Origin of the sequence: Bacillus cereus group sp. MYBK15-3, from assembly GCF_051916765.1 — a bacterium.
Lineage (GTDB): Bacteria > Bacillota > Bacilli > Bacillales > Bacillaceae_G > Bacillus_A > Bacillus_A cereus.
In genome coordinates this window covers 783,903-809,103 of record NZ_JBQAHG010000001.1, presented here as the reverse complement: position 1 = coordinate 809,103, position 25,201 = coordinate 783,903, and the positions used below count along the sequence as shown (strand labels likewise).

The following is a 25,201-nucleotide window of genomic DNA, read 5'->3' as shown; positions in this document are numbered from 1 at the left end:
GGGGAAAGGTGTAGTTATGGCATGAGTAAAAGGTTAGTTAAAAAAATAGTTATTGTAATGACAGTAACGTTTTTACTAAGCGCGTGCAGTTTCGGGGAAAAAATAGAATATGAGAGATTAGTAAAGGCATTGGATGAAGGTGATATGAAAACGGTTATGTCTGCGAGTGATGATGGATATGCATATGTGAAAGAAGAGACTAGCGACAGTACTTATGAAGAAAAAGAAGATGGTGAACATAGCAGGATAATATATCAAACAACCCATGGAGTATATAATGTGAAAGAAGACGACTTATATGGGAAAACAACTCAAAAGGTTGTTACTGATATAAAAAATGATAGAAACGTTGGTAGTAATCAAAATTACAAAAAAGAAACGGTCTATAGTACAAATTTAAAAAATGAAAAATCCCGTTCAGTAGCCCAGGATCAAGCTATGAATGTTTCATATGTAAAATTAATGTTTAGAGGATTAAATGAACTTAGTAAATTGAAACCGAGTGGAGATACAAAAAGATTTAGTGAACCGAGCATAATAAGCTATGATTTAACTGAATTACAGTTTAAAAACATCATGAATGATAAGTTAAATTTAAAATATGATAAATTTGATTCTGCAATATTGATGATTGAATTTAATACGCCTAATGATACAAAAGAAAATCAAATGAGAATAACACAAATAACAATATCGGTAAATTATGAAGAAAAAAAAGAAGATAAGCTTATAAAACGCAATCAAGAGATTTCAACATATTATCATACCAGGGAAGATAATAATCAAAGCTCTAAAAAAGAATATGTAAATTATGAAAAAGAGTATATAAATCAAAAATAATATATTTTAATTGAATTTTGAGAACGATAAATGTTGTGAAGATATGAGTAAAGGGGTAGTGAAAAATAGTTACTGTGATAACAGTTATGTTTTACTGAGCGCGTATAGTTTTGGTAAATCAAAATAGAGTATGAGAGTCTAATAAAGGCATTGGATGAAGGTGACAAGAAGACGGTTATACTTAATTGAAAGAAGAATATTTGGAACTTTTGAGGAAAAAAGACACTACTTGAACCATCAAAAAGCATTCTGATTAGATGATTATGGTAATTAATATGGTAATGATATACCTAAAAGATTATCTGAATTTAGTTGTACAAAAATCTATGTACTTAAAAATATTAAGAATGGAATAGAATTTTAGTGGATGAAAATTATTTAAACTGTATAGAAGGTGAAATGTCAGGGTGTGGAAAATAAAAGAAGAAGATTTAGATAAATTTCGAATAACATGTCAAGGCCGTTTAAGTCCTGAAGGTGCTACGGGTTTTATGCTTGGAACAATATTTTATATTTCAATATTTATGTTTATTATTTTTGTAGGGAATTTGAATTACTACAACAATTTTTTTGATAGAACAATTGTTAAAACTGAAATTGTGTTATTTAGTATTCAAATTATATTTTTAATTATATATCTATTTCCGAAAGCATGTTTTAAATTTCAAAAGTTACAAACGCTCGTTATATTATTATATGCGTTTCAGCTTGGAACGATATTATTTGTAGTTTCGATTGTCTCTGAAATGGCTGACAATTCAACTGGTAGGATGTATACTGGGCTACTATTTGTAGGGGCAGTTATTATTCATATTGTAGCAACGCTAGATACATTTAAACAAGCAAGTGAAGGTGCGTTTAGTAGTGGTGAAAGATCCACCTCTTTTTTTAGTAAGACAAAAGGAGCTATGATTAAGGGGGCTATAATATATGTATTAATACTACTTATTTTGATGTATTTTCAAAATGATTATTCAATTGATTTTTTTGTTATGTATGGAGTGGGAACTGTATTAATGTATGCGGTTGCAATTGGAGCGGCAGAATTCCAACTATTGGCGTACTGTAGATTCAAATTTAAGTCATTTCATATGACGTGGGAAGAGAATAAGAGAATGCGTGGGAGAATTCGAAAGCGAAATAAGAAATTCAAAACGAAAAATAAAGTGAAACTTTAATCAGTGGGGGTTTTCTTCATCCCCCACTGATTATTAGTTGAACCAATCGGACTTTAATGGGCAGTTGATCCCCCACCTAACTTCTTTGCTTTCGCTGCATTTTGAGGTGGGGGTCTTACTGCCCATTAAAGCGGGATAAATAATATATTAATAGAATTTTAGTGCGCGAAAAATAATTGAAACGTATAGAAGGTGAAGGGCCAGGATGTGGAATATAAAAGAAGAAGATTTAGATAAGTTTAGGATGACATGTAATGATCGTTTAAGTCCTGAGGGTGCTACAGGATTTATGTTTGGAGGAATACTTTATAGTTCAATAGCTGTTTTTTCTATTATTGTATCAGGTGATTGGGATTACTGTATGGTCCTCCTTAATATAGGAATTGTTAAGCTGGAAGTGTTGTTATATGCTCTGCAAGTAATTTTTTTCATTCTATATTTATTTCCAAAAGCTCAATTTAAATTTCAAAAGCTACAAACACTTGTTGTATTATTAAATGCATTTCAAATGGCAATAATCTTACTCGTAGTTTTGATTGGTACTAAAATGGCTAATAATTCAATTGATCAGATTACATTACTGTATGCAGGATTGTTATTTTTAGGAGCAGTTGTTGTTCATATTGTTACAACGCTTGATACACTTAAGCAAGCGAGTGAAGGTGCGTTTAGTATGGATGAAAGATCCGCTTCCTTTTTTAGTAAAGGAAAAGGAAAGATGATGAAGTGGGCTACACTATACGCAGTAACTATTCTTATTTTGATATATTTTCATAACGATTATGGGTTTGATGATTTATTTATGTATGTAGTAGGGACCTTTTTAATGTATACGATAGCAATCGGTGCAGCTGAATTTCAGCTATTAGCATATTGCAGATTTAAATTTCCATCATTTAATAAAACGTGGGAGCAACATAAAAGAGAGACTCCAAGATATCGAAAGAAAAATAAAAAAGGTAAATCGAAACGTAAGGCATAAAAAAAGTGCGTATTGTACGTTTTGATGATAGAAAAGTAATTATTTACAGGAGAGTATTTTCACTTCTAAAAGAAAATTTAATTATGTAAGGTGATTAAAGTGATTAGAAGGTTATCTGATCGAAAATGTAGAGTGGGTAGTGTGATGATGAAATGAACAAAAAAAGTGTTTCTAAAATAATTCCGATCATAATAGCAATCAGCCTACTACAAGCATGTAGTTTTTTTGAAGAAAAGATAGAGTATGAGCCATTTGTTAAGGCATTGGATGAAGGTGACATGAGAAAGGTTATGTCTGCGAGTGATGATGGGTATGCGTATGTGAAACAAAGAGGTATATATAGTACATATGAACAAAAGGAAGATGGAGAGCATAGAAAAACAATCTATCAAACTTCGGAAGGGATATATAATACGAAAGATAAAAGTTTATATGGAAGTACAACACAAGCGGTTACTTCAGCAGTAGACAGCAAAGATAATAAAAAAGAAGGTGTTTATCGTACCAATATTATGTATAAAAATGAAAAGGTGCAAAGTCCGGATTCAAATCTAGATGTTTCATATGTGAACTTAATTGTAGATCGTTTAAAAGGGATAGGGAAACTAAAGATGAAGCCCGGGGATGATATAAAAAAGTTTGATCAGCCTAGTACTGTTGGATACAAACTAACTGAATTAGAGTTTCAGAGTATCATTAATGATAAGTTGAAAATACAATATGATGAATATGATGGTGGATCAATCGCATTGCATATGGATTCTAAAAATGGTTCAAAGCAGATATTGGAAGTAAGTATTGTAATAAATTATAAGAAAAGAAATGATGAAGGCAAGTTAGTAAAATACATATCACAAATACATACATCTTTTGATAGTCACCAAGGTAATAACCAAGATGCGAAACAGGAATATATTGATTTTAAAGCAAAGTATAATAAGACGCAGTAATATTTAGAAGGGCATTTGTACGTAAAGATAATAGCGACATAAGTGTGATAAATGTTTCATAAATATAGTGGAAAGAATTTGAGGATAAACGCCCCAATTGCTGGAGTAGATGCAACAACTGGGGCGTTTATCTATCTAAATTTAGCTTGAATACATAACATGTTTTAGTTAGAGTCATTGCTCCGCAAGTAGCTTCTTTATCTTCATAATAACAGTATGAAATTGTGTATAATCTGCTTTTATTGTTAAGTTATAACTATTTCTGCTTATAAAGTACCCCTTATTATCGATACATCGTCCACATCCCAATGTCTTTAAATCCTAGTCGTTTATAAATTCGTCCAGCAGCTGGATTGTTATAAAATAAACAAAGTGTTCGGCCTTCTTTCGTAAAGTCTTGAATCATTTTTTGTAATAGGAGTGAAGCAAATCCATTTCCACGATAATTCGGGTGTGTACATACACCAACTACCATAGCGGATAATGAATTTTCAGCAGAAGTAGAGGCGGATGCGATGATTCCACCGTCTTTTTCAATATAATATGTACGTCCTGTATTTGTTTCAATAGATTGTCGTAAAATTTTTTCTGATTCATGAGCAGTTCGGAATTCAGTGATGCTACTTCTTAATTGCATAATTCGATCTACATCATCTATTGATGCAAGTTTAATCGTTTCATGAATAGGCGTGTCATGTAAGTTGTTGCCATTTAGACATTCACAAAAATACATATCACTTTTGACACCTAGTTGAATAGCAGGAGAAGTTTCAAATTTTTTTACGATAGTTGACTTACCAGATAGTTTAAGCGGCTTATACGCTGAAAGAAGTGCCTCATAATCAGTGGTAACAAAGTCTTCTTTACTATATGGTATAAATGAATCGTGGAATCGGAGTAAAATTGATTTTAATGTTCCATTCTCTTTAAATACTCCCCATAGTTCTTGAAAATCTGTGTCATAACCGAAAGCTTCAATATCTCCAATAATAAACAAGTTAAGGGCTGCTTCTTCTTTTAGGTAAGCGAATACTTGTTCATGATCTTTCTTTGTTAATTTTCGCATCATAACGAATCGACCTCTTTTTTATTTTTCTAAATATTACAACTTAAGTTTTTTGAAATCAATATTAAATTTTATGTTTAGTTCACAAACTTTCGGAAAAACTAGGAAAGATATGACAAAGGAGGTTATGAACGGTGGATCATCCAATTCAAGGGTTAATGAAAGCAGCAATGGAAAATTTAAAAGAAATGGTTGATGTAAATACGATTGTTGGAGAGCCTGTTCAAACGGCTGACGGTGGTGTGGTGTTAACGGTTTCTAAAGTAGCGTTCGGTTTTGGAGCAGGAGGTTCTGATTTCCAAACGAATGATGGACAAAGAGCGAACGGTAACGCTGCATTTGGTGGCGGTAGCGCGGGTGGTGTTTCTATTACACCAGTAGCATTTCTTGTGGTGAATAAAGATGGAGTAAATATTCTTCATCTACAAAATGCGACACATTTAGCAGAAAAAATGATTGAATTAGCTCCACAAACAATTGATAAAATTCAATCGATGTTCCAAAAAGAAGAAAAGAAAGAGGGAAATCATCATCCTCAAAACCCAGATGAAATCCTTTAAAAACGCCTGCTTATGAGCAGGCGTTTTTTCTTGTAATCACTATGTAATAAAACACATGAAATTGTAAATAGTTTTTGAAGTTTTTTCTATGTTTCTAAAATTTTTCATGTTAAAATATGCTATAGAATTGAAACATATAAAACGAAGGTGGCTAGGTGCTTTGTCTGGAGGATCTGACCAAGTAAAGAATATGATATATATTAATGGTAATCGTCGAGGTCATTGTTTTATTACATCAGGAATTACGTTTAAAGAGTTTGCGAGTAACATCCCTTCACCGCTTCATCAAGTGTTGCTTTTGAAGCACAACTTTGAATGGACGGATTTTCATTATCATACTTTATTTGAATATGTTGAGGAAGAAAATATACATAAGTTAATTCAAGCAGAGATTGATGAATTTGATGAATTTTGTTGGGTAGATTTTGATGATGCAAGCGATTTAGATGAATTAGAGCCGAAAGAAATTGCAGAATTATTATATTTGGCTCACAAAAAAGAACCACTTGCAAGAACATTCTTTCCGCTGTTGAAAAATCGATTTGTTTATTTTTCACATGATGACGGATGGTACAACAAAGTGTATTATCGTAGAATTGCTGATTTTGTAGGAATGTTAAGTAAAGTCATTCCGTATAAACTCGGTGCTTTCGGTAAGAAACGTTTTTCTTTCTTCCAAAAATCAAAAATTTTCCCAGCAATTTCAAAAGAATTGATCATGGGACTGATTCCACTAATGGAAGATGGTCTTTACATAGATCTAGCAGGGAAGATTGAGTCAAGAAGAGGTCTTGAAATTCCGGTATATGTAGTTGGTTCGTATGAAAGTACGGATGAGGTGTTAGATAATATCGATGAATTGAAAGAGGAAGCAACAGAAACAGGTTGGCTCATTTTTGATAAGAAAGAACAAGAGTGGCAATGGGTTGTTGACTAAGAAAACTTGGCGTATGAAGTCAAGTTTTCTTGTCATTTGAAAGGAGTACAAATGAAGAAATATTATACAATTGTGGGTATTATAAGTATTATTCTCGTGGCAATATTACTTATAACTTGTCCGAAAGAATCAGATTTTAAAGTGTATGTAGAGGATAAGTATGCGTTGAATTGTAATGAGAGTAGTTTTGAATGCACGCAAAATGTAGATGGTAAAAAAGAAAAACTACAATTTGAAAGTACAGATGCACGAAATGGTGTATTCTTTATGACTGTAAAGCAAACATTTAAAACAGAAGCTGGTGTTTCAAAAGAATATAGCGGAGTAGGAATGTTTGGTACATTTCTTTTTGTTTCAGAGAAGACTTTCTAGTAATAGAAGGTCTTTTTTTTATGCTTATGTTCATATAGATGAAGTAAGACAAGCATAGGAGGGATAGCGATGAAGAACACATGTATCGTTTGCGGTGGTGAGGAGTTTTTTTCCTCAACGTTATATGCACGTACGAAACAAGATTGGGCATATGCACCAAACATGTATCGATTTGAAAAAGTATTTATTGAGCATCGAGATGAAGAAAATTATCCAGTGTTTCAAGAAATTACAGCGAAACATTGTTGTGGATGCGGTCATATTATGTTGTATCATGAATGAACACACCAAGTATAACTTGGTGTGTTTTTTTAAAACGCTGACAAAGCAAGCGGATAAAGTAAAGTAAATAAAACAGAAAAACTACCAAAACCAATTGCTGTATATCCAAGTGTTCTTGCTCCGAAATTGACAGCTAATAAGCCGACTAAAATCGCAAGAGAGCCGAGTGTAACCGGATAAAATGCAATTGAGAAAAGCGAAAGAAATAAAGCGACATAGCCTACCATTGCACCGGTATTTGTACCTTCTATTTCATTTGCAATTTCTTTACGCTTATGTCTAATCGGAATGCCAGCTGGTGATATTTCAGCTGCATACTCTTCGTTTTTTTCACCACTTTTAAAATGATGATTTCTCTTTCTTCGCATGTACATCCCTCTCTTTCAATTGGGTGTACCTATAGTATCTTACATAAAGAGAAGAACATGAGTATGAGTTAAACCCAAGTAAAGCAAAAATTGGAGAATAAAGATTCCATTATTAGCTTGTACATCTCCTAATGAAGATAAACAGGAATTTTGGAAAATGATGTAGAATGAAATGAATGATAAAGCGTGAAGGTAGGGGAATGTATGACGAAATTTAATTGGCATGAATCAGCAGAAAAGAAATGGGATAGTAGTGCAGAGTTTTGGAATCAAAATAGTCAAGAGATGTGGGACAGTGGTAGCAGAAGTACAATTATTCCGTTTTTTGAACAATACGTGAAGAAAGAAGCACAAGTGCTCGATGTTGGTTGTGGTGATGGCTACGGTACATATAAATTAAGTCGCGCAGGCTATAAAGCAGTGGGAGTAGATTTATCGGAAGTGATGATTCAAAAAGGTAAGGAGCGCGGAGAAGGACCGAATTTATCTTTTATAAAAGGAGATCTTTCTGCATTACCATTTGAAAATGAGCAATTTGAATCAATTATGGCAATTAATTCTTTAGAATGGACGGAAGAGCCATTACGAGCGTTAAATGAAATAAAGCGTGTGTTAAAGAAAGATGGATATGCATGTATTGCAATTTTAGGACCGACAGCAAAGCCACGAGAGAATAGTTATCCTCGCTTGTACGGAAAAGACGTTGTTTGTAATACGATGATGCCTTGGGAATTTGAACAGTTAGCGAAAGAACAAGGTTTTAAAGTTATAGATGGCATCGGCGTATATAAGCGCGGAGTAAATGAGAAGATGTTAGGTCAACTACCTACAGAGTTGCAACAATCGTTAACATTCTTATGGGTATTTATGTTAAAAAACGTATAAAGAAATGAAAGAATTTTTAGGAGGTAAATAAGTGCAGAAAATACAAAAAACTGATACAATATCATCAGAACCAATTAAAGGGGGACTAGGGTATATGACAACTACTACAACAGTGAAATCCGATATTGAAATCGCACAAGAAGCGAGTATGAAGAAGATTCAAGAAATTGCAGCTGATTTAAATATTTTAGAAGATGAATTAGAGCCATACGGGCATTATAAAGGTAAGTTATCTCTTGATATTTTTAAGCGCTTACAAGATGAGGAAGACGGTAAAGTTGTTTTAGTAACAGCGATTAACCCAACTCCAGCTGGAGAAGGTAAATCAACAGTAACAGTTGGTTTAGGTCAAGCTTTTAACAAAATTGGTAAGAAAACAGTAATTGCACTTCGTGAACCATCTCTTGGACCGACGATGGGATTAAAAGGTGGAGCAGCGGGTGGCGGTTTTTCACAAGTCGTACCTATGGAAGACATTAACCTTCACTTTACTGGAGATATCCATGCGATCACAACTGCTAATAACGCATTAGCAGCGTTTATTGATAATCATATCCAACAAGGAAACACACTTGGAATTGATACACGTAAAATCGTTTGGAAACGCTGTGTTGACTTAAATGATCGTGCCCTTCGTAACGTAGTAATTGGTCTTGGTGGACCAGTTCAAGGTGTACCACGTGAAGACGGTTTTGATATTACAGTAGCATCTGAAATTATGGCGGTATTCTGCCTTGCAACAGATATTCAAGATTTAAAAGCGCGTCTATCACGCATCGTAGTTGCTTATAACTTTGCAAATCAACCTGTAACGGTTAAAGATTTAGGTGTAGAAGGTGCGTTAACATTATTATTAAAAGATGCATTAAAACCAAACTTAGTACAAACGTTAGAAAATACACCAGCTATCATTCACGGCGGACCATTTGCGAATATCGCTCACGGTTGTAACAGTGTTATCGCTACAACAATGGCAGCAAAATTAGGTGATTATGTTATTACAGAAGCTGGATTCGGTGCTGATTTAGGCGCTGAGAAGTTTTTAGATATTAAAGCTCGTGCAGCTGGCATTAAACCAGAAGCAGTTGTTATTGTTGCGACGATTCGTGCGCTTAAAATGCATGGCGGCGTTGCAAAAGATCAATTAAAAGAAGAAAATGTAGATGCATTAGCAAAAGGTATGGAAAACTTACAGAAGCATGTTGAAACAATTCAAAGCTTCGGTGTGCCTTTCGTAATTGCAATTAATAAATTCATTACAGATACAGATGCAGAAGTTACATACTTACAAGAGTGGTGTAATGAGCGTGGCTATGCAGTATCCTTAACAGAAGTTTGGGAGAAAGGTGGCCAAGGCGGAGTTGACCTTGCTGAAAAAGTACTAAAAGAAATCGAAAAAGGTGAAAACAACTACGCACCACTTTATGAATTAGAATTACCCTTAGAAGAAAAAATTCGTACAATTGCTCAAAAAGTATATGGCGCAAAAGATATTGAATTTGCTCCGAAAGCACGTAAGCAATTAGCTCAATATGAAGGAGAAGGTTGGAGTAACCTACCAGTTTGTATGGCGAAAACACAATACTCTCTTTCTGACGATGCAACAAAATTAGGTCGTCCATCTGACTTTATCGTTACAATTCGTGAGTTAAAACCATCTATCGGTGCAGGCTTTATCGTTGCGTTAACAGGTACAATGTTAACAATGCCAGGTCTTCCAAAACAACCAGCAGCACTTCAAATGGATGTAAATGAAGATGGAAAAGCAGTAGGTTTATTCTAAAAGGTTGTAATTCATCTCGTTTATCTGTAAACTATATATACATCAAGTGGCGCCTTTCCATCGAAAGGCGCCTGTTTTTTGGAGGAAATTATGTTTGATCCAACTGCTTTTGACAATTTAAAAGTAATCGTAGAAGGTGCTGTGTATGATTTTGATCTACATGGAGATATTCTTGTAACAGATCGAAAAGATATGATGGATCTTGCTTCATTAAGTCGTATATATCATATCTCATTTCAATTAACAGAACCGTTTGAACCATTAGTAGAAGCAACATTTTCATTATCTGTGGATGCAAAGAACTTGTCTGGTGAAATACTAGAAGTGCCTCAGTTTACACCAGGTTGTGAAATGAAGCTAGCATTTTCATTCCCGTTAGAGCAACCAGAAGTAAAATGCGAAGAAATTGAAACATTAATACGTTCTATATGGGGAAAAGAAAGAATGATTATGCAGAAAGTTTCATACGAATATAATAAGCAAGCGATTTCATATCATAATAAGGTAGAGATTCTATTTCAAAAAGCGATTACAGAAGACCATGTTGATGATTTAATAGCTGTTATTTCACACATGATAGAAACGGTGCGAACAATACAGCATTTTCTTCAAAAATAGAGATAAAGGAGAAAAACAAATGATAAAAGATATGCAACCATTTTTACAACAAGCTTGGGAGAAGGCTGGTTTTAAAGAGTTAACTGAAATTCAAAAACAAGCGATTCCAACTATTTTAGAAGGACAAGACGTTATAGCTGAATCTCCAACTGGAACAGGAAAAACATTAGCGTACTTATTACCACTTTTACATAAAATTAATCCTGAAGTAAAACAGCCACAAGTTGTTGTTTTAGCGCCAACACGTGAACTTGTAATGCAAATTCATGAAGAGGTTCAAAAGTTTACAGCAGGAACTGAAATTTCAGGTGCATCTTTAATTGGTGGTGCAGATATTAAGCGCCAAGTTGAAAAATTAAAGAAACACCCAAGAGTAATTGTCGGTTCACCAGGCCGTATTTTAGAATTAATTCGTATGAAAAAGCTAAAAATGCATGAAGTAAAAACAATTGTATTTGATGAGTTTGATCAAATTGTAAAGCAAAAAATGATGGGCGCAGTGCAAGATGTAATTAAATCAACGATGCGCGATCGTCAATTAGTATTCTTCTCGGCGACAATGACAAAAGCGGCAGAAGATGCGGCACGTGATTTAGCAGTTGAACCACAATTAGTACGTGTAACACGTGCAGAATCAAAAAGCTTAGTTGAGCATACGTATATCATTTGTGAGCGACGCGAAAAAAATGATTACGTAAGAAGAATTATGCATATGGGCGATGTAAAAGCAGTTGCTTTCTTAAACGACCCATTCCGTTTAGATGAAATTACTGAGAAATTGAAATTCCGTAAAATGAAAGCAGCGGCTCTTCATGCAGAAGCAAGTAAACAAGAGCGTGAAGCGACAATGCGTGCTTTCCGCGGAGGGAAATTAGAAATTCTACTTGCTACTGATATTGCAGCGCGCGGTATCGACATTGACGATTTAACACACGTAATTCACCTAGAATTACCAGACACAGTAGACCAATATATTCACCGCTCAGGACGTACTGGACGTATGGGCAAAGAAGGAACTGTCGTATCTCTTGTAACACCACAAGAAGAGCGCAAATTACTGCAATTTGCGAAAAAACTAGGCATCGTATTTACGAAGCAAGAAATGTTCAAAGGATCATTTGTAGAAACGAAACCGAAAGCACCAAAGAAAAAGAAACCAGCATTTACTGGGAAGAAAAAGCCTAGATAAATGATGGAGAAGGCGTAACTATTTGTAGTTACGTCTTTTTTGTTTGTAAACAAGTGATAATGGGAATTGTATTAGTGTTTTTAATGTGCCTATCATATATATGCTTCTACTGGGAGTATCGAAAAAAGGGTAGTTTATTTATTTGGTTTATACGAGGAAATAATATAAAAAAGTCGTATATTAAAATGATGCGAAATAATAAAAAGAAGGTACATATATGGATAGGAAATTAGGAATGTTTTTGAATACGAAATATATTGAAGTAAACGAAGGAATAAAAAAGGCGAGAGAATGGGGGTTAGAATATATTCAATTATATGCTATGAATAAAAACTTTAACTTAGCTAATATTCCAATGGCAGAGTGGAATGCTTTAAAGAAAAGCGTATCTTTTAATGGAATAAAGATTCCATCATTAGCAATTAGTTTTGGAGAAAATGGAATTATGGGAATAGAAGCTGAGAGTGCAATAGATCAGTTTAAATATATTACTGACAGAGGTTTGGAGCTTGGGGCAAAGATCATAACAGCTCATATTGGGAAAGTTCCAGATGATAAAAAAAGTGCCTACTATGATAAAATGCTACGTGTTTGTAATGAAATAGGGGACTTAGCGTTCAGATTTGGAGGATTCTTTGCCATTGAGACGGGATCTGAAAAAGCAATAGTATTAAAACGATTTTTAGAAACTGCAAACTCGAAAGGACTAGCTGTTAACTTTGACCCAGCAAATTTAATAAGTGATGTAAATGAAAATCCGGGAGAAGGTTTATTACTATTAAAAGATTATATAGTACAAACTCATATTAAAGATTGTAAAGAAGTGAAAAGTGATCGTTCAACTAAGTATATAGAAGTCGCAGCAGGGAATGGTGAAGTAGATTTCGATATATTCTTCAAAGTATTAGATAAAATTGGATTCGACGGATATAACATGATTGAAAGAAATGATTATTTTGATGAACTGGATGGGATGAGTCAGTCGATAAATTTTGCAAAGAAGTACATACCAACTCAAAAGGAATAACGATAGTATTTGTAGAAAGCTACATAGAATATAAAAACCATTAGGGGGAAATGTAATGATTCATAAAGTAGGACAAATTATGTTATATGTAAATAATCAAGATGAGGCAGTAAATTTTTGGACGGAGAAGGTAGGGTTTCATGTAGTTGCAGAGGAAGATAATAAGCAAGGAATGAGATGGATTGAAATCGCTCCGAAAAGCGGTGCGGAAACGAGCATTATATTACATAATAAAGAAGTTATTTCGAAAATGAGCCCAGAATTGAATCTTGGTACACCGTCTTTAATGTTCTTCTCAGAAAATCTTGATCAACTATATACAGATTTAACAAATAAAAATGTTACTGTTGGAGAAATGGTAACTATGCCTTCTGGTAAAGTGTTTAACTTTGCTGATAGCGAAGGGAATTATTTTGCAGTTATGGAGAAGAACCAATAATAATATTGCTATGTGAAAATCCCCCTCAAATATATTTGAGGGGGATTAAATTTTTGAAGTGGATTTTTCATTAGAGAGTTGTTTAATAAAAAATACTCCTTTTTCAATAGCTGTCTCAATATAGCCAACGATTTGATCAAACGTAAATACTTGTAAGTCTTCATGCAGATGTTGCTTTGGATACAACATATCTTCAAAAAGATACTTTCGAAAAGCTAAAACGTTTTCTTTAGAAACCTCTTCAATATCCACAATGTGAGCCTCTTGATTGAGAAGAGAGAAAAGCTGTTGTTCTTGATCGTAATGATGAAGCAACTTTGCATTTAACAATTTAAAATCGTTATAGTACAGGGGGGCGATAGTTTCGTCATTCTCTATTCTATTTTTTAGCCAAGGTAGAAAAAATCCACTTAGCCAATTATCATCGGCAATGAGGTGGGTATAATAGCCTAAAATAAATGGGGAATCTATATGTGATTCATATTTATGAAAAAATGAATCATAATCTATTCTTCTCGTATAGTTCTTCGTTGTACCGGCATAAAAATGTGAGGTTCCTTTTTCTTTTTTTGAATGAACAGCATCAGGGGCTACAGCTCCAAGTAAGAAAGAAGTCTTATCGTGAATTGATAGTTTCTCAGCAATACCACTAGCGATAATAACATGCATAATTCGTGATCCCATGAATGCCACCTCTGTTTCCAGTATTCATTTCAGGAAGAGGACTAAACAGTTAGTATTACTTTCCCTGTACTTTTTCTACTTTCGACCCATTCATGTGCTTTCCCTGCATTTTGAAGTGGAAAAGATTTCGTAGCCTTAATTTGTAAACGTCCGTCACGCAAATAACGGAAAACTTCATTTGCAGTTTCTTGGAGCAGTTCAGGACGCTTTTTTCGTGTGGTTCCAAAGCTAAAACCGAGTATAGAGCGGCAACTTGCATGTAAATCTTTCGTTTGAAAGTTACCAATTTCACCGCTAGCATTACCGAAATGAACGAGGCGACCGTAATAAGCAAGGCAGTTTAAACTTCTTTCAGAAACCGTTCCAGAAATAGAGTCTAAAATTACATCAACCCCTTCACCATTTGTCAGTTCATTGACTTTCTCTACAAAATCTTCATCTTGATGACAAATAACATAATCAGCTCCAGCATCTAAAGCAATTTCTTTTTTTGCTTCACTTCCGACAGTGCCTATAACTGTTCCAGCCTCTAATAGTTTAGCAAGTTGAATAGCAGTAGTGCCAATTCCGCCAGCAGCCGCATGAATGAGTACAGATTCACCTTGTTGAAGCCTTGTAACATTTGCGAGTAAATTATAGCTTGTAAAAGATACGATTGGACAAGCGGCTGCAGTTTGAAAGTCAACTTCATGGGGTAATACGAAAGTAAGATTTTCATTTGCAACAACGTATTCTGCGTAAGATCCATTTTGAGGAAAAGCAATGACACGTTGTCCAGGGTGAATATTTTTCACATGAGAACCGACACGTTCTACAATACCAGTGGCATCTATACCTGGAATAAAAGGTAGTGCTTTATTTCCTTTTTTACCATAACGTGATTTAATATCAGCGAAATTTACACTAGTAGCAACAACGCGAATTAAAACTTGATCTTCTGAAATAGCCGGTATATCCAAATCTTTATATTTCATCACTTCAGGACCACCGAACGACGTTACAACGATAGCTTTCATCATATATCCTCCTAAATTTGACTATATAAATTATTTTAAATCTTTATCAGAAATTGGAAAATTATATAATAGTTATGTGTGGTTATAAGTGAAGCTTATGAACTCAATGAATCATAATATTAATTTATATAAAAAAACTTTAAAAAAATCGAACGAAATATGAATTACCTGCCAATATATAGTGTAAGACAAAGGAGGGCTGGAATATGAAGGGTGAAATAGATTACGCACATTTAATCCAATTAACTTTATCAGGAAATAAAGAAGCATATAGCAAGTTGTATGATAAAACGATTCAAGAAGTATATAAAACAGCACATTTTTTAATAGAGGATAAAACGGATGTAGATGATGTCGTTCAAGAAATATACATACAACTATATGAATCGCTTCGTAAGTATGATAGCGAGAAGCCATTTCGTCCTTGGCTAATTGGACTTGCGATTAAACAAATTTACTCTTATAGAAGAAAGAGGTGGATGCGACTACGAATTATAAAAAAAGCAGAAGAGCAAAGAAAGTCAGTGCAAATTGATTTTTCTAACGATGTTGTAAGTAAAATATCAAACCAAAAACTAATTGAACTCATTCATAAATTACCGTATAAATTGAAACAAGTTATTATCTTAAGATACTTACACGATTATTCACAAGAAGAAGTAGCACAAATATTACATATTCCAATTGGTACTGTGAAATCTAGAATTCACGCAGCATTAAAGAAACTACGTCAAAAAGAGCAAGTAGAAGAAATCTTTTTAGGAGAGGTAGGGAATGTGAAATGAGTTTAGATTGTAGAGTTAGGGAATCTATACAAGAAGAAGCAAAAGGTATTGTTGCCCCGCCGGATTTAAAAGAAAAAGTAATCGTACAAATAAAAATGAAGCACGGGCGGAGTAAGAGGAAGAAACGCCTTATCGCAGGAGTACTTGCAGCAGCTCTTTTAATCCCGACGACTGGTTTTGCGTATCAATCTATTATGGCGGATGGTATATACGGATCTTTCGAGAATTTAAAAAAACATGCCGGAACGATGACATTAGAGGCGTATATGCGTTTTAGTGCAAAATTATCAGAGGCGAAAGATGAAATGGGTACGAAGGAATATGAAGAGTTTACAAAAGAACTAAAAAAATTAACAAATGCAAAACTTACGTACGGAGATTCGAACGGTAATATTGATTATGATCAATTATCACCAGCAAAAAGAGAAGAAATGAAAAAGGTAAGTATGGGTCTTCAGCCATACTTTGATAAATTAAATGGTCATAAGTCTAGTAAAGAAGTATTAACACAAAAAGAGTTTGACCGTTATGTGGAAGCTTTAATGACATATGAAATCGTACAAGTGAAGACAAAATCAACTGGTGGGATGAAAGTAGAAGAAGTACCTGAGGCGTACAAAGAAAGATTTATTAAAGCAGAGCAGTTTATGGAATATGTAAATGAAAAGGTGCAATAATTAGAAAAGCTCATAGCCTTAGCTTTGAGCTTTTTTATTGAAACAAAAAAGAGTGTTCAATTATACTTTTTCATATTTGCATTATCTTTTTGTATAAAACAATCTAAAAGGGAATAACCAGCTATTAAACTAATTATCGTAACAAAAGTTGTATTTATTAGAATAATATTAACTAAATAAGGTAGGTATTCTGCAAGTGGTGAAAAGAGTAGTGCTGGGGAAAAGGAAATGAATAGTGTAGGCACTGTAATAGCAATAAATTTATCCGGTTGAAAGCTCCAGTTTTGTTTACTTGTTTCGCGATTAATAGATTGAAGGAATCGTAATAAAATGCCAACTATAAGAGGGAAGAGTGTAAAGTAGAATAATCTTGGATAAACGTTAAAGTTCACTTGCGTGTCTGTATCTAAATAAAATTGAATTTTTACTCCTACAAATAATAATAAGACGATAAATAATGTAAAGCAGAGGTATAGCATCAATTTTTGCATTATATTCCACCATCCTTTACTCAAAATATATTCAAAAAAAGAAGAGATATACAATAACTACTGTTGTATATCTCTTCTTTTACTGTTAGTTAATAGTGGAGTTTGCTTTTTCTTGCTTCGTGAAATAATCAATAATGCCCATTGCACTAATTTCTATATCTAGATGTAAAATATTATAAACGGAATGATCTGATGGAACGTTTAACTTTGTAAGATGAGAAGATATTTTATCCATTAACAAAGTTTGTAAAGCTTTAGTCGCTTCATCGAAATCATTATACTTTTCAAAGACTTCCTTACCAGTCTGAACGAAAATAGGTAGCCAATGTTCCAGTTGATTGTATACTTCTGTAACATGAGAGGATGCGCCGTAATGACCGAAATAAATAGTATCTACATCCATACTTTGAATATGATTTTTAGAAGCAATCATCGCATCTGGTTGAAATTGTGAAGGGGACGTTGATGGTAGATACAGTTCTACACCAACGTTTGCGAGTTCTCTATAATAAATTCCAATTGTATCACCAGTGAAAATCCCGTTTGTTAATGAATCGTGAATGCTAATATGGTGCTTAGCATGCCCCGGTGTATCGTAAAATGTAAGGATACGTTCTTCGGCAATTTTTAACGTATCACCATGTTGTACAATACGAACACGTTCTTCTTCTATAGGAAGAATTGGATCAAATAGTTTATCAAAATCTTCTTTGTATACAGCTTTTGCACCTAAAATGAGTTTTGTTGGGTCAATCATATGACGAGCACCGCGAGAATGCACATATAAAGTAGCATTTGGGCACTTTTCCATCATTAAACCAGCAGCCCCTGCGTGATCTAAATGAACGTGTGTAACGATAATGTTTTTAACTGCGTTTAAATCAATATGTAATTGTTGTAAGCCGTCTAAAATATACGGAAGAGAAGGGGCTGCACAAGTTTCAATTAAAGTAATATCGTCACCTAATAAAACGTACGTACCAGTTCGTTCATTATGTTGTAAATCGAAATCATCAATCAGATATAGGTGAGAAGATAATTGCTCTACTTTTTTCATATTTACCACTCCTTATATACTTCATGTTTCTATTATACGCTAAAATAGAAAAAAGGCAGAAAACGAAGCTCGTCTTCTGCCTTTTTGTAATATTATTATTTCGTTTGTTGTTTATTAATAGACATAATGAACAGTCCAACAATCCCGCCTACTAATGGAAGCATAATTTCTCCTGCTAAATTAAAGTAGGAGCTTAAGAATAAACCATTTACATCGATTACCCAGCCAGTAACATACAATAACATCATATATAGTACGAAATAAAACTCGCGATTTGAAATCGTTTCATGTTGTGCAGTTTTCATAATGGACACCATCCTTTTCTTTTATAATGGAATATAAACTGTCACATTTTGTTCACATTTCAATTGTAAAACTTTCCATCATAAAAGTCTAGTAGTATGTGTCGAATTTTGAACGGAAATAAAGCGTTATCATTATATCTTATAAGTACGTAATAAGAGATGTATATTCACGAATGTAGTATAGTATAAACATAGAATGATAGTGAAGAGAGGGGCAAAGACAATGACAGTTTATGATTTTTCAGCTAAAACAATTACCGGTGAAGAAAAATCGTTAAAAGATTACGAAGGAAAAGCACTTCTTATTGTAAATGTAGCTAGTAAATGTGGTTTCACACCGCAATATAAAGGATTACAAGAGGTATATGATAAATATAAAGACCAAGGACTCGAAATACTCGGATTTCCTTGTAACCAATTCGGGGGACAAGAACCAGGTACAGAAGCGGACATTACTAGTTTTTGTGAATTAAACTACGGTGTAAACTTCCCGATGTTTGCAAAGGTTGATGTGAAAGGTGATAAGGCTCACCCTCTATATACATACATGACAGAACAAGCACCAGGTTTACTTGGTATGAAAGCAGTGAAATGGAATTTTACGAAGTTTTTAATCGGAAAAGACGGGAAAGTAGTAGGGCGTTTTGCTCCGCAGACGAAGCCGGTAGATTTAGAAGTTGAGATTGAGAAGGTGCTTGGGGAATAAGTAGGAGTTTCACTTTATTAAAAAACGTCTCAAAGAACAATGTAGTTCTTTGAGACGTTTTCTTTAAACTCAAATTTTCAAGATTAAATAACTGTATCAAAGCCATCTGATTTAGGTAGAGAACCTGCTTTTTTCATAAGCACTTCCCATAAGTGTACGGATTTCTTCCATTCTACCGTAGCCTGTCCCTGTTGATACATAGCGTTCTCATAACTGGCAGTAAGTTGTTGCATATCGGCCGAGTTGTAAAGTGTATCGATATGGAGAGCGTATTCTCGGAATGTTTGACTTTCACCCCGTGGTATGCCAATTCTCGCAAATTGTTTTAAAAGTGCACCGTAAGCTTTTTGATAAACAGCATCATCTTTTCGGTATTTATAGAAATGAATAATAAGAAATGTCATCCATTTCATTCTAGTGGTGAAGAGAATGTATCCTATAATACTAATTAGTATCGTAGAGAGGAATACGTACCACCAAGAAAAACTAGTTTTAGAATTTGTGACCTTTTTAGTAGAAGCTTCTTCTGTATTTTCAATTAAACTTTTAAGTTTTGCTTCATTATTTCGTTGTTGTATTTGCTCGTTATTAGAATTATTTGCTTCGCTATTTTGTGAAATAGGAGCAGGCGTATTATTTATAAAATTATAGGGATTAGTAAATCCTTTTGTCGGTTCGAATGGAATCCATCCGTATTCTGGGAAATATACTTCGACCCAAGAGTGTGCGTTATCGTTCGTGATTGTATAAACATCCTCACCTTCTGCAGAGGCAAGTGTATTGTCAAGAGTTCCTTCTGTATAGCCTTTCACCCAGCGAGCTGGAATCCCGGCAGAACGAAGTAGTATAATCATAGACGTCGAAAAATTATTACAGTAGCCGCTTTTTGTATCGAAAAGGAATTGATCTACATAATCTTGGCTTTTGGCAGGGAATGAGACATTCGTTGATTCGTATGTAAAAGAGTTGTCTGTGAAGTAATTTTCAATAGCTAATACTTTATCATATCGGTTGTCTTTATCATTTGTAAGATTGATAGCCAAGTCTTTTACGCGCTGTGGTAATGACTCGGGAAGTTGTGTGTACTTTGTCATAAAATAAGGATTTGTTTCTTGACCTTCATTTGTTTTTACAGCTTTCAAGTTTTCTATGGAAAACTCAGGGATCTCATATGTTACTTTATACGAATGTAAAGTAGTAGAAGAGTCTCCATTCATTGTATAAATTTTTTCTAAAAACGGGTCAACACTGTATGATACATCAGAAGAAGCCTCAACTGATACTAATCCTGCTGGATAGGTAAGGTGAGGGTAACTTTTTTGCATGGTAATTGTTGCCTCAGTAGTTTCCGTTTTTGTATTTTGTTCGTACCAGCTTACGACGTCGTTTTTATTTTTAAAAGAAACCTTTTTCGGATTTTCAGAAACCTCCCAGCCTTTTCCGGTATAAAAATCTTTCGTTTCGACTCTCCAATATTGTTTGTTTTGCGTTCGTGCTGTGAAAACAATTGTAGGATCCGCCTTAAAAGGACCACCTAATCGTGAGTCATCTAAACCATACCCAATTGTAGAAACTTTTTTTTCTTTACTTGCTTCAGATGTGTTGAATTTTAAAAAATCCATTGTGTTTGGCCATTGAGGGCCAAATTTGGGAGCAAAGTATGCGATGGTTGCTAATAATACAATAAATATTGTAAGTGGTCTAAGTAATTTTGAGATTTCCCTAGCATAATTTTGTAAGTGTTCACGTTCTTTTATTCGTTCTACTTGAAGAAGACTAAGCATAAAAAAGCCGATGACAACAGTACGAATAATAGCGTAGTTTGCATTGTATAAATGTAAGTTATGAAAAGTTGCGATATAAATAATAGTCAATACAAGAAATAGAAACCCACGTTTTTTATGAATAATCCAAAATGAAGTAAAAGAACTCAAAAACCAAAATGAGAGAAAAAATAAAACCGTCGGAAAAACTGGAGAAATATCTAGTAAATTCCCTTGGAAAAACAGGGAGGAATTTCGAAACATATCAGAAAAGAATGCTGTTAGCCAAGATGGATTTATAAAAGCATTTTTATAATATAGGGAATGAATGATAAATAGGACTGTGACAATTTTTATTGGAATCTGCCACCTCGTTTGAAAAAAAGAGAGAGCGAAGCAAATTCCTATAAATGTTACGAAAATATCTAATCTACCTACATTTGTAATACCTATAAGAGGTCTTAGCCATTCTAGTAAAAGAAGAAATACACATGCATGCATGAAGAATCTGTTCGTATCCCACTTGTATTTTGTTTGTAATGTTATCATTTGCTCACCTCAAAAAACACGTTTGTATACCGGTTTTCATAAACCGTGTTTACAAATATTTGTCGTTTTTTTAGAGTTTCTATTATACTGATTTCTCGGTGTGAAAGTTGATTCGCTTTTTCTTTCACGACAAAAACCATACATTTTCTATTTCTTATAGCAGCACAATCAGCCGCCTTTTGAATATCGGGAGAAAGATTACTGGTCACGAGTATAACCGTGACGGGCTCATAAATTTTTCTTAGTTCCATGTCTACACTCTGGGAGAGCGGGAATACACTGTCTGCTTGTACTTTTGCTAAATGACAAAGGATTTGTTGTAACTGCGTATCTCCATTGTCTAAAGGGAAAATAGTTTGTTCTTTTCCGATAGACACGAATGATGCTGGTGAATTTTGTTTCAAGACAGCCCTTACGATAGAGGCAGTAAATGTGACGACTGATTCGAATAGAGGAGACTCGGTTCTGTCTATGAATATCATGATATTATGGCTGCGCTGTTGTTCAAACTCTTTTGTCATAATATTGTTTGTTCGTGCAGTTGCTTTCCAATCGATCCATGAAAAGCGATCGCCAGGTTTATAGTCTCTGACACCGACCGAGATTGTAGAGTCTTTTGCTGAATTTATATTTGCTGAAAGCACTCCTTGTTCGAAATGATTTTCCAATTGTTGATACGCTATATCTACATACTGGGGATAGACTAAAAATGTATTTGGAACTGAAAAAGTTACTTCTTTCTCCATCATGCCGAATAAATCGCCAGTTTTGACACGAACGCTTGAAAAAGTGTGCTCGCCTCTAGGGATTGTGTCAATAACATATTGAAACGAAATATTTCGTTTCAATCCTGGGAAGAGTACTACCTTATTCATCTTTATTTGTTTACAACTTATAAATTGTGGTGGCAGTTCATCTTCTATAACTAAATAAAGTAAGGGAAAAGGAAATTTTCTTTTTATTGTAATCATGCTTACAAATTGTTCTCCTACTACATATCCATTTTGGTTTGTTATTCGCTTTACTTCAGCGTCCCGTAAAGCGTAGAAGGGGAGTAGTAGTGAATAAAGAGCAATGGGAATTATGCTGTAAAATAAAAACCAACTTACAAACCCTCCTTGAAACATAGCGTACACAAATGTTAAGACTAGGCAAAAAGGGAGTAGCAATAACTTCGTAACGTGATATAGCGCTCGCAGTATTCGTTTCATCAAGGGTTCATCGCCCTTTGAGTAGGCACAGTAGTTCGTGCAACGATTTTTGCGATAACTTGTTCGCCAGTTATTCCTTCAAATTTTGCTTCCATTTTTATAATGAGTCTATGTGCTAAAACGTAAGGGGCTAAAAGTTTAACATCGTCTGGAATAACATAATTCCTGCCATGGATAAATGCATAAGCTTGTGAAGCTTTCATTAAAGCAATCGAACCACGTGGACTTGCACCTAACTGTATAGAACTGTACGTACGAGTCTGATTAACAAGCTTTACAATGTAATGCTTAATTGCTTTGTCCATACTTACTACCCGTACGCTTTGTTGTAAATAAATTAATTCTTGTATTGTAGTAATGGTCTGTAATTGAGAGAGTGGATTTGTTTTTTCCATCCGGTTTAAAATTTCAAATTCTTCTTCTGGTGTAGGATATCCCATTTTTAGTTTCAATAAGAAACGATCGAGCTGAGCTTCTGGTAGAGAATATGTTCCTTCATATTCGACCGGATTTTGTGTAGCCATGACAAAGAACGGCTTTGGTAAAGGTCTTGTAATACCATCTATTGTAATATTGCCTTCTTCCATACATTCAAGTAAAGCAGATTGTGTCTTTGGAGATGTACGATTAATTTCATCAGCAAGTACAAGATTCCCCATAATTGGTCCAGGCTTGAACTCAAATTGGAGCTCTTTCGGATTATAAATAGAAACTCCTGTTACATCTGACGGCAATAAATCAGGTGTAAATTGAATTCGCTTATAATCAGCATCAATGGATTTAGAAAGAGCACGTACTAGCATTGTTTTCCCGACACCAGGAACATCTTCTAATAGCACATGACCTTCAGCTAAGAGAGTTGTCAAAACTAAGATGGTTTCTTTTCGTTTTCCGACCATTATTTTTTCAATATTATTGATTATTTTTTCTACAGTGGGATGTAATGAATCAAGCTGGGGCATCGTAATCCTCCTAATGTTATTATCGTTTTCTAATCTATTTAGTGGACATATTTCTAATTCTATTTGTAGATAGTAAAACTTCCACCTTTAATTCTGAGAATATTCAGATTATTTATTTCGATTACATCTAGTATAATTGTTTCCGTAACTAAGGGCAATACAGTAAATAATGATTTGTAGTTTTATGTAAAATATATCTTGATATAAACTATTGTTGTGGGTAAAACATATAGGAAGGGAAGGAAAGATTGTCCTCAATGAGCAAAATAAATAGCGTAGGAAACCCTACGCGTAAAGTTTGGAACATATATTAATATGCCTTGTGATTAAAATGTATATGAATAAAAAATAAAGTCGACTTCACATGAAGAGGTCAGCTATTTAATTTATTACACTCTTTTATTTTTTATCTTTCTTATATTCTTTTCGTTTATTTAACCAAATATGAATTAATTCTACCAATTCCATTGTTTCAATCTCACAATATTCTCCTTTACCATCTTCGGCTAAATTGTCTAATACAGTAGTTGTGTCGTTCCGAATTTCTAAACCACAAATATTGCCATTTACTACTACATAATTTTTTTCTCCGTTTAAAACATTATGTATTTCTTCTAAAATCCAATCTCCAAAAGCTGTAACTTCAATTCCTAAAAAAGTTTCAACAAGTTTAATTTCTTGAGGAAGTCTCATAACTAAATCACTACTGTTAAGCACTTCAAAACTATATGGATATTTCATGACTATTTTACTCCTTTATTTCTGGCTTTAGTGACTCTATTTACTTCTCTATTAATCTCATAAGCTCTATTAAGGTAATAAATTCTTATACTATCATCACTATTTTCCTACTTAAATTATAGTGAAAATAGATTATTATTAAACTTATCTATCCAATATTTCTCTGATGTAGGTATGAATTCAGTGAAATCTTCATATGTACCACTCCAATCTTTTGGTACATAGTTTTCGTAGGATGCCAGTTCTGGAAACATTGAATATAGTATTTTATTATCAAAGTTAATTAATAAGATTGGACTAAAATCTAATAGATCTTCTCCTGCATTTTTCCTTTTAATATTTTCAAGTAGTAAATAATTTAATTCTTCTTTAGTTGTTTTATATTGATTAATCCTTACTAAAAATACTTCTACATTTTCATGATCTAATACTTTTATTCCATTTCTTTCTTCCGTTTCGTCATTATCTTCAATGCTTATACCTAAATTTTTATATGCATTATCTAATTTATTATAATCTAAAAACCATAGTTCTTTATCTGTTACATACCATCTAAACTCATTTTTATATATGACGGCTACTATAATGTTTTCTGCGTAAAGCGGTTCTAATTTCATAATATACTCCTTGTATTATTATCTTAAAATCCTGCCATTCTTGTTGTATTCTTCTATTGATTCAATCTAAGTTGCTGACAATTCATATGGATTTCCTGGCGTTTTTTGTTCAACTATTTTCAGGATAGTTGCCCTTGATATGGTGGATTTAAAGTATTGTA

Annotated in this window: 30 protein-coding genes; 18 read left to right on the top strand and 12 right to left on the bottom strand. The window is 33.8% G+C overall.

Features of this window, described 5'->3' with window-relative positions:
- Positions 1-21: 21 nt before the first annotated feature.
- From ACTFR8_RS04085 to ACTFR8_RS04065, 5 genes are all read left to right on the top strand, one after another.
- Complete coding sequence (locus tag ACTFR8_RS04085) at positions 22-840, top strand: DUF3952 domain-containing protein (RefSeq protein WP_000044423.1); 819 nt, start codon at positions 22-24, stop codon at positions 838-840.
- A gap of 117 nt (positions 841-957) precedes the next feature.
- Positions 958-1,029 carry a DUF3952 domain-containing protein gene (locus ACTFR8_RS04080; RefSeq protein ID WP_117616460.1) on the top strand — a complete coding sequence of 24 codons (72 nt, stop codon included), beginning with the start codon at positions 958-960 and terminating at the stop codon, positions 1,027-1,029.
- 218 nt (positions 1,030-1,247) lie between these two features.
- Positions 1,248-2,018, top strand: coding sequence for a hypothetical protein (locus ACTFR8_RS04075; RefSeq protein WP_100619977.1), 771 nt, complete (start codon positions 1,248-1,250; stop codon positions 2,016-2,018).
- Positions 2,019-2,223: 205 nt separating this feature from the next.
- The gene (locus ACTFR8_RS04070) at positions 2,224-3,000 is read left to right on the top strand and encodes a hypothetical protein (protein WP_061113314.1); all 777 of its coding nucleotides are present in this window, start codon (positions 2,224-2,226) and stop codon (positions 2,998-3,000) included.
- Positions 3,001-3,152: 152 nt separating this feature from the next.
- Complete coding sequence (locus ACTFR8_RS04065; RefSeq protein ID WP_440026992.1) at positions 3,153-3,950, top strand: DUF3952 domain-containing protein; 798 nt, start codon at positions 3,153-3,155, stop codon at positions 3,948-3,950.
- Positions 3,951-4,233: 283 nt separating this feature from the next.
- On the opposite strand, the gene ACTFR8_RS04060 is transcribed toward ACTFR8_RS04065, so the two are convergent.
- Positions 4,234-5,019, bottom strand: a complete 786-nt coding sequence (locus ACTFR8_RS04060) for a GNAT family N-acetyltransferase (protein ID WP_100619975.1) — start codon at positions 5,017-5,019, stop codon at positions 4,234-4,236.
- A 131-nt stretch (positions 5,020-5,150) separates the two neighbouring features.
- Here ACTFR8_RS04060 and ytfJ point away from each other — a divergent pair, with 131 nt between their 5' ends.
- The 4 genes from ytfJ to ACTFR8_RS04040 all read left to right on the top strand — a co-directional run bounded on the left by ytfJ (position 5,151) and on the right by ACTFR8_RS04040 (position 7,167).
- Positions 5,151-5,576: a GerW family sporulation protein gene (ytfJ, locus tag ACTFR8_RS04055; RefSeq protein WP_000349986.1), complete on the top strand. Its 426-nt coding sequence runs from the start codon at positions 5,151-5,153 to the stop codon at positions 5,574-5,576.
- A gap of 160 nt (positions 5,577-5,736) precedes the next feature.
- The gene (locus tag ACTFR8_RS04050; RefSeq protein ID WP_000014087.1) at positions 5,737-6,513 is read left to right on the top strand and encodes an oxalate:formate antiporter; all 777 of its coding nucleotides are present in this window, start codon (positions 5,737-5,739) and stop codon (positions 6,511-6,513) included.
- A 51-nt stretch (positions 6,514-6,564) separates the two neighbouring features.
- A complete protein-coding gene (locus ACTFR8_RS04045; RefSeq protein ID WP_000761171.1) occupies positions 6,565-6,885 on the top strand; it encodes a hypothetical protein in 321 nt (106 codons plus the stop codon).
- 69 nt (positions 6,886-6,954) lie between these two features.
- Positions 6,955-7,167: a hypothetical protein gene (locus ACTFR8_RS04040; protein WP_000798747.1), complete on the top strand. Its 213-nt coding sequence runs from the start codon at positions 6,955-6,957 to the stop codon at positions 7,165-7,167.
- Between the two features lie 29 nt (positions 7,168-7,196).
- Here ACTFR8_RS04040 and ACTFR8_RS04035 read toward each other — a convergent pair whose 3' ends face one another.
- Positions 7,197-7,535 (bottom strand): hypothetical protein, encoded by a 339-nt coding sequence (locus tag ACTFR8_RS04035; RefSeq protein ID WP_001253201.1) that lies wholly within the window; start codon positions 7,533-7,535, stop codon positions 7,197-7,199.
- Between the two features lie 204 nt (positions 7,536-7,739).
- On the opposite strand from ACTFR8_RS04035, the gene ACTFR8_RS04030 reads away from it, so the two are divergent.
- The 6 genes from ACTFR8_RS04030 to ACTFR8_RS04005 all read left to right on the top strand — a co-directional run bounded on the left by ACTFR8_RS04030 (position 7,740) and on the right by ACTFR8_RS04005 (position 13,476).
- On the top strand, positions 7,740-8,420 hold the full coding sequence (locus ACTFR8_RS04030; protein WP_000160043.1) for a class I SAM-dependent methyltransferase: 681 nt from the start codon (positions 7,740-7,742) through the stop codon (positions 8,418-8,420).
- Positions 8,421-8,514: 94 nt separating this feature from the next.
- Positions 8,515-10,203: a formate--tetrahydrofolate ligase gene (locus ACTFR8_RS04025; RefSeq protein ID WP_013141915.1), complete on the top strand. Its 1,689-nt coding sequence runs from the start codon at positions 8,515-8,517 to the stop codon at positions 10,201-10,203.
- A 90-nt stretch (positions 10,204-10,293) separates the two neighbouring features.
- On the top strand, positions 10,294-10,821 hold the full coding sequence (locus ACTFR8_RS04020) for a hypothetical protein (RefSeq protein ID WP_044584397.1): 528 nt from the start codon (positions 10,294-10,296) through the stop codon (positions 10,819-10,821).
- A 19-nt stretch (positions 10,822-10,840) separates the two neighbouring features.
- The gene (locus ACTFR8_RS04015; RefSeq protein ID WP_000588613.1) at positions 10,841-12,010 is read left to right on the top strand and encodes a DEAD/DEAH box helicase; all 1,170 of its coding nucleotides are present in this window, start codon (positions 10,841-10,843) and stop codon (positions 12,008-12,010) included.
- 217 nt (positions 12,011-12,227) lie between these two features.
- On the top strand, positions 12,228-13,037 hold the full coding sequence (locus ACTFR8_RS04010) for a sugar phosphate isomerase/epimerase family protein (RefSeq protein ID WP_000375211.1): 810 nt from the start codon (positions 12,228-12,230) through the stop codon (positions 13,035-13,037).
- Between the two features lie 55 nt (positions 13,038-13,092).
- Positions 13,093-13,476 (top strand): VOC family protein, encoded by a 384-nt coding sequence (locus tag ACTFR8_RS04005; RefSeq protein WP_000581467.1) that lies wholly within the window; start codon positions 13,093-13,095, stop codon positions 13,474-13,476.
- Positions 13,477-13,521: 45 nt separating this feature from the next.
- On the opposite strand, the gene ACTFR8_RS04000 is transcribed toward ACTFR8_RS04005, so the two are convergent.
- Together ACTFR8_RS04000 and ACTFR8_RS03995 are read right to left on the bottom strand one after the other, a co-directional pair.
- Positions 13,522-14,160 (bottom strand): zinc dependent phospholipase C family protein, encoded by a 639-nt coding sequence (locus tag ACTFR8_RS04000; RefSeq protein WP_000535630.1) that lies wholly within the window; start codon positions 14,158-14,160, stop codon positions 13,522-13,524.
- A 41-nt stretch (positions 14,161-14,201) separates the two neighbouring features.
- Positions 14,202-15,176, bottom strand: a complete 975-nt coding sequence (locus ACTFR8_RS03995; RefSeq protein WP_000644618.1) for a quinone oxidoreductase family protein — start codon at positions 15,174-15,176, stop codon at positions 14,202-14,204.
- 206 nt (positions 15,177-15,382) lie between these two features.
- Here ACTFR8_RS03995 and ACTFR8_RS03990 point away from each other — a divergent pair, with 206 nt between their 5' ends.
- Entirely contained in the window at positions 15,383-15,961 is a 579-nt protein-coding gene (locus tag ACTFR8_RS03990; RefSeq protein WP_000675564.1) for a sigma-70 family RNA polymerase sigma factor, read from the top strand.
- Complete coding sequence (locus ACTFR8_RS03985; protein ID WP_000050676.1) at positions 15,958-16,638, top strand: DUF3600 domain-containing protein; 681 nt, start codon at positions 15,958-15,960, stop codon at positions 16,636-16,638. Before ACTFR8_RS03990 ends, ACTFR8_RS03985 begins: the two co-directional genes overlap by 4 nt.
- A 56-nt stretch (positions 16,639-16,694) precedes the next feature.
- Here the strand turns inward: ACTFR8_RS03985 and ACTFR8_RS03980 are convergent, their stop codons facing one another.
- The 3 genes from ACTFR8_RS03980 to ACTFR8_RS03970 all read right to left on the bottom strand — a co-directional run bounded on the left by ACTFR8_RS03980 (position 16,695) and on the right by ACTFR8_RS03970 (position 18,491).
- Positions 16,695-17,129: a hypothetical protein gene (locus ACTFR8_RS03980; protein WP_001170916.1), complete on the bottom strand. Its 435-nt coding sequence runs from the start codon at positions 17,127-17,129 to the stop codon at positions 16,695-16,697.
- Between the two features lie 85 nt (positions 17,130-17,214).
- Positions 17,215-18,186, bottom strand: a complete 972-nt coding sequence (locus ACTFR8_RS03975) for an MBL fold metallo-hydrolase (protein ID WP_000754961.1) — start codon at positions 18,184-18,186, stop codon at positions 17,215-17,217.
- A 95-nt stretch (positions 18,187-18,281) separates the two neighbouring features.
- Positions 18,282-18,491 carry a DUF3925 domain-containing protein gene (locus ACTFR8_RS03970; RefSeq protein ID WP_000844984.1) on the bottom strand — a complete coding sequence of 70 codons (210 nt, stop codon included), beginning with the start codon at positions 18,489-18,491 and terminating at the stop codon, positions 18,282-18,284.
- 223 nt (positions 18,492-18,714) lie between these two features.
- Here ACTFR8_RS03970 and bsaA point away from each other — a divergent pair, with 223 nt between their 5' ends.
- Positions 18,715-19,197, top strand: a complete 483-nt coding sequence (gene bsaA / locus ACTFR8_RS03965) for a glutathione peroxidase (RefSeq protein WP_000219434.1) — start codon at positions 18,715-18,717, stop codon at positions 19,195-19,197.
- Positions 19,198-19,280: 83 nt separating this feature from the next.
- Here bsaA and ACTFR8_RS03960 read toward each other — a convergent pair whose 3' ends face one another.
- The 5 genes from ACTFR8_RS03960 to ACTFR8_RS03940 all read right to left on the bottom strand — a co-directional run bounded on the left by ACTFR8_RS03960 (position 19,281) and on the right by ACTFR8_RS03940 (position 25,040).
- Positions 19,281-21,509 (bottom strand): transglutaminase TgpA family protein, encoded by a 2,229-nt coding sequence (locus ACTFR8_RS03960; RefSeq protein WP_000631792.1) that lies wholly within the window; start codon positions 21,507-21,509, stop codon positions 19,281-19,283.
- Positions 21,506-22,720: a DUF58 domain-containing protein gene (locus ACTFR8_RS03955; protein ID WP_000821907.1), complete on the bottom strand. Its 1,215-nt coding sequence runs from the start codon at positions 22,718-22,720 to the stop codon at positions 21,506-21,508. Before ACTFR8_RS03955 ends, ACTFR8_RS03960 begins: the two co-directional genes overlap by 4 nt.
- Positions 22,720-23,682 carry an AAA family ATPase gene (locus tag ACTFR8_RS03950; RefSeq protein ID WP_098962994.1) on the bottom strand — a complete coding sequence of 321 codons (963 nt, stop codon included), beginning with the start codon at positions 23,680-23,682 and terminating at the stop codon, positions 22,720-22,722. Before ACTFR8_RS03950 ends, ACTFR8_RS03955 begins: the two co-directional genes overlap by 1 nt.
- Before the next feature lie 399 nt (positions 23,683-24,081).
- Positions 24,082-24,423 (bottom strand): hypothetical protein, encoded by a 342-nt coding sequence (locus ACTFR8_RS03945; protein ID WP_000877039.1) that lies wholly within the window; start codon positions 24,421-24,423, stop codon positions 24,082-24,084.
- A 116-nt stretch (positions 24,424-24,539) separates the two neighbouring features.
- Positions 24,540-25,040, bottom strand: a complete 501-nt coding sequence (locus ACTFR8_RS03940; RefSeq protein ID WP_000764324.1) for a hypothetical protein — start codon at positions 25,038-25,040, stop codon at positions 24,540-24,542.
- Between the last annotated feature and the right edge of the window lie 161 nt (positions 25,041-25,201).

Excerpts from the sequence above, each read along its gene's own strand:
- ACTFR8_RS04060 (WP_100619975.1), bottom strand. The coding sequence starts at position 5,019 with ATGATGCGAAAATTAACAAAGAAAGATCATGAACAAGTATTCGCTTAC.
- ACTFR8_RS04000 (WP_000535630.1), bottom strand. The coding sequence starts at position 14,160 with ATGGGATCACGAATTATGCATGTTATTATCGCTAGTGGTATTGCTGAG.
- ACTFR8_RS04030 (WP_000160043.1), top strand. The coding sequence starts at position 7,740 with ATGACGAAATTTAATTGGCATGAATCAGCAGAAAAGAAATGGGATAGT.
- ACTFR8_RS03970 (WP_000844984.1), bottom strand. The coding sequence starts at position 18,491 with ATGAAAACTGCACAACATGAAACGATTTCAAATCGCGAGTTTTATTTC.
- ACTFR8_RS04015 (WP_000588613.1), top strand. The coding sequence starts at position 10,841 with ATGATAAAAGATATGCAACCATTTTTACAACAAGCTTGGGAGAAGGCT.
- ACTFR8_RS04005 (WP_000581467.1), top strand. The coding sequence starts at position 13,093 with ATGATTCATAAAGTAGGACAAATTATGTTATATGTAAATAATCAAGAT.
- ACTFR8_RS04070 (WP_061113314.1), top strand. The coding sequence starts at position 2,224 with ATGTGGAATATAAAAGAAGAAGATTTAGATAAGTTTAGGATGACATGT.
- ACTFR8_RS03985 (WP_000050676.1), top strand. The coding sequence starts at position 15,958 with ATGAGTTTAGATTGTAGAGTTAGGGAATCTATACAAGAAGAAGCAAAA.
- ACTFR8_RS04085 (WP_000044423.1), top strand. The coding sequence starts at position 22 with ATGAGTAAAAGGTTAGTTAAAAAAATAGTTATTGTAATGACAGTAACG.
- ACTFR8_RS03980 (WP_001170916.1), bottom strand. The coding sequence starts at position 17,129 with ATGCAAAAATTGATGCTATACCTCTGCTTTACATTATTTATCGTCTTA.
- ACTFR8_RS03990 (WP_000675564.1), top strand. The coding sequence starts at position 15,383 with ATGAAGGGTGAAATAGATTACGCACATTTAATCCAATTAACTTTATCA.
- ACTFR8_RS04065 (WP_440026992.1), top strand. The coding sequence starts at position 3,153 with ATGAACAAAAAAAGTGTTTCTAAAATAATTCCGATCATAATAGCAATC.
- ACTFR8_RS04010 (WP_000375211.1), top strand. The coding sequence starts at position 12,228 with ATGGATAGGAAATTAGGAATGTTTTTGAATACGAAATATATTGAAGTA.
- ACTFR8_RS04040 (WP_000798747.1), top strand. The coding sequence starts at position 6,955 with ATGAAGAACACATGTATCGTTTGCGGTGGTGAGGAGTTTTTTTCCTCA.
- ACTFR8_RS04045 (WP_000761171.1), top strand. The coding sequence starts at position 6,565 with ATGAAGAAATATTATACAATTGTGGGTATTATAAGTATTATTCTCGTG.
- ACTFR8_RS03940 (WP_000764324.1), bottom strand. The coding sequence starts at position 25,040 with ATGAAATTAGAACCGCTTTACGCAGAAAACATTATAGTAGCCGTCATA.
- bsaA (WP_000219434.1), top strand. The coding sequence starts at position 18,715 with ATGACAGTTTATGATTTTTCAGCTAAAACAATTACCGGTGAAGAAAAA.
- ACTFR8_RS03950 (WP_098962994.1), bottom strand. The coding sequence starts at position 23,682 with ATGCCCCAGCTTGATTCATTACATCCCACTGTAGAAAAAATAATCAAT.
- ACTFR8_RS04035 (WP_001253201.1), bottom strand. The coding sequence starts at position 7,535 with ATGCGAAGAAAGAGAAATCATCATTTTAAAAGTGGTGAAAAAAACGAA.
- ACTFR8_RS03945 (WP_000877039.1), bottom strand. The coding sequence starts at position 24,423 with ATGAAATATCCATATAGTTTTGAAGTGCTTAACAGTAGTGATTTAGTT.
- ACTFR8_RS03995 (WP_000644618.1), bottom strand. The coding sequence starts at position 15,176 with ATGAAAGCTATCGTTGTAACGTCGTTCGGTGGTCCTGAAGTGATGAAA.
- ACTFR8_RS04025 (WP_013141915.1), top strand. The coding sequence starts at position 8,515 with ATGACAACTACTACAACAGTGAAATCCGATATTGAAATCGCACAAGAA.
- ACTFR8_RS03960 (WP_000631792.1), bottom strand. The coding sequence starts at position 21,509 with ATGATAACATTACAAACAAAATACAAGTGGGATACGAACAGATTCTTC.
- ACTFR8_RS03955 (WP_000821907.1), bottom strand. The coding sequence starts at position 22,720 with ATGAAACGAATACTGCGAGCGCTATATCACGTTACGAAGTTATTGCTA.
- ACTFR8_RS03975 (WP_000754961.1), bottom strand. The coding sequence starts at position 18,186 with ATGAAAAAAGTAGAGCAATTATCTTCTCACCTATATCTGATTGATGAT.
- ACTFR8_RS04020 (WP_044584397.1), top strand. The coding sequence starts at position 10,294 with ATGTTTGATCCAACTGCTTTTGACAATTTAAAAGTAATCGTAGAAGGT.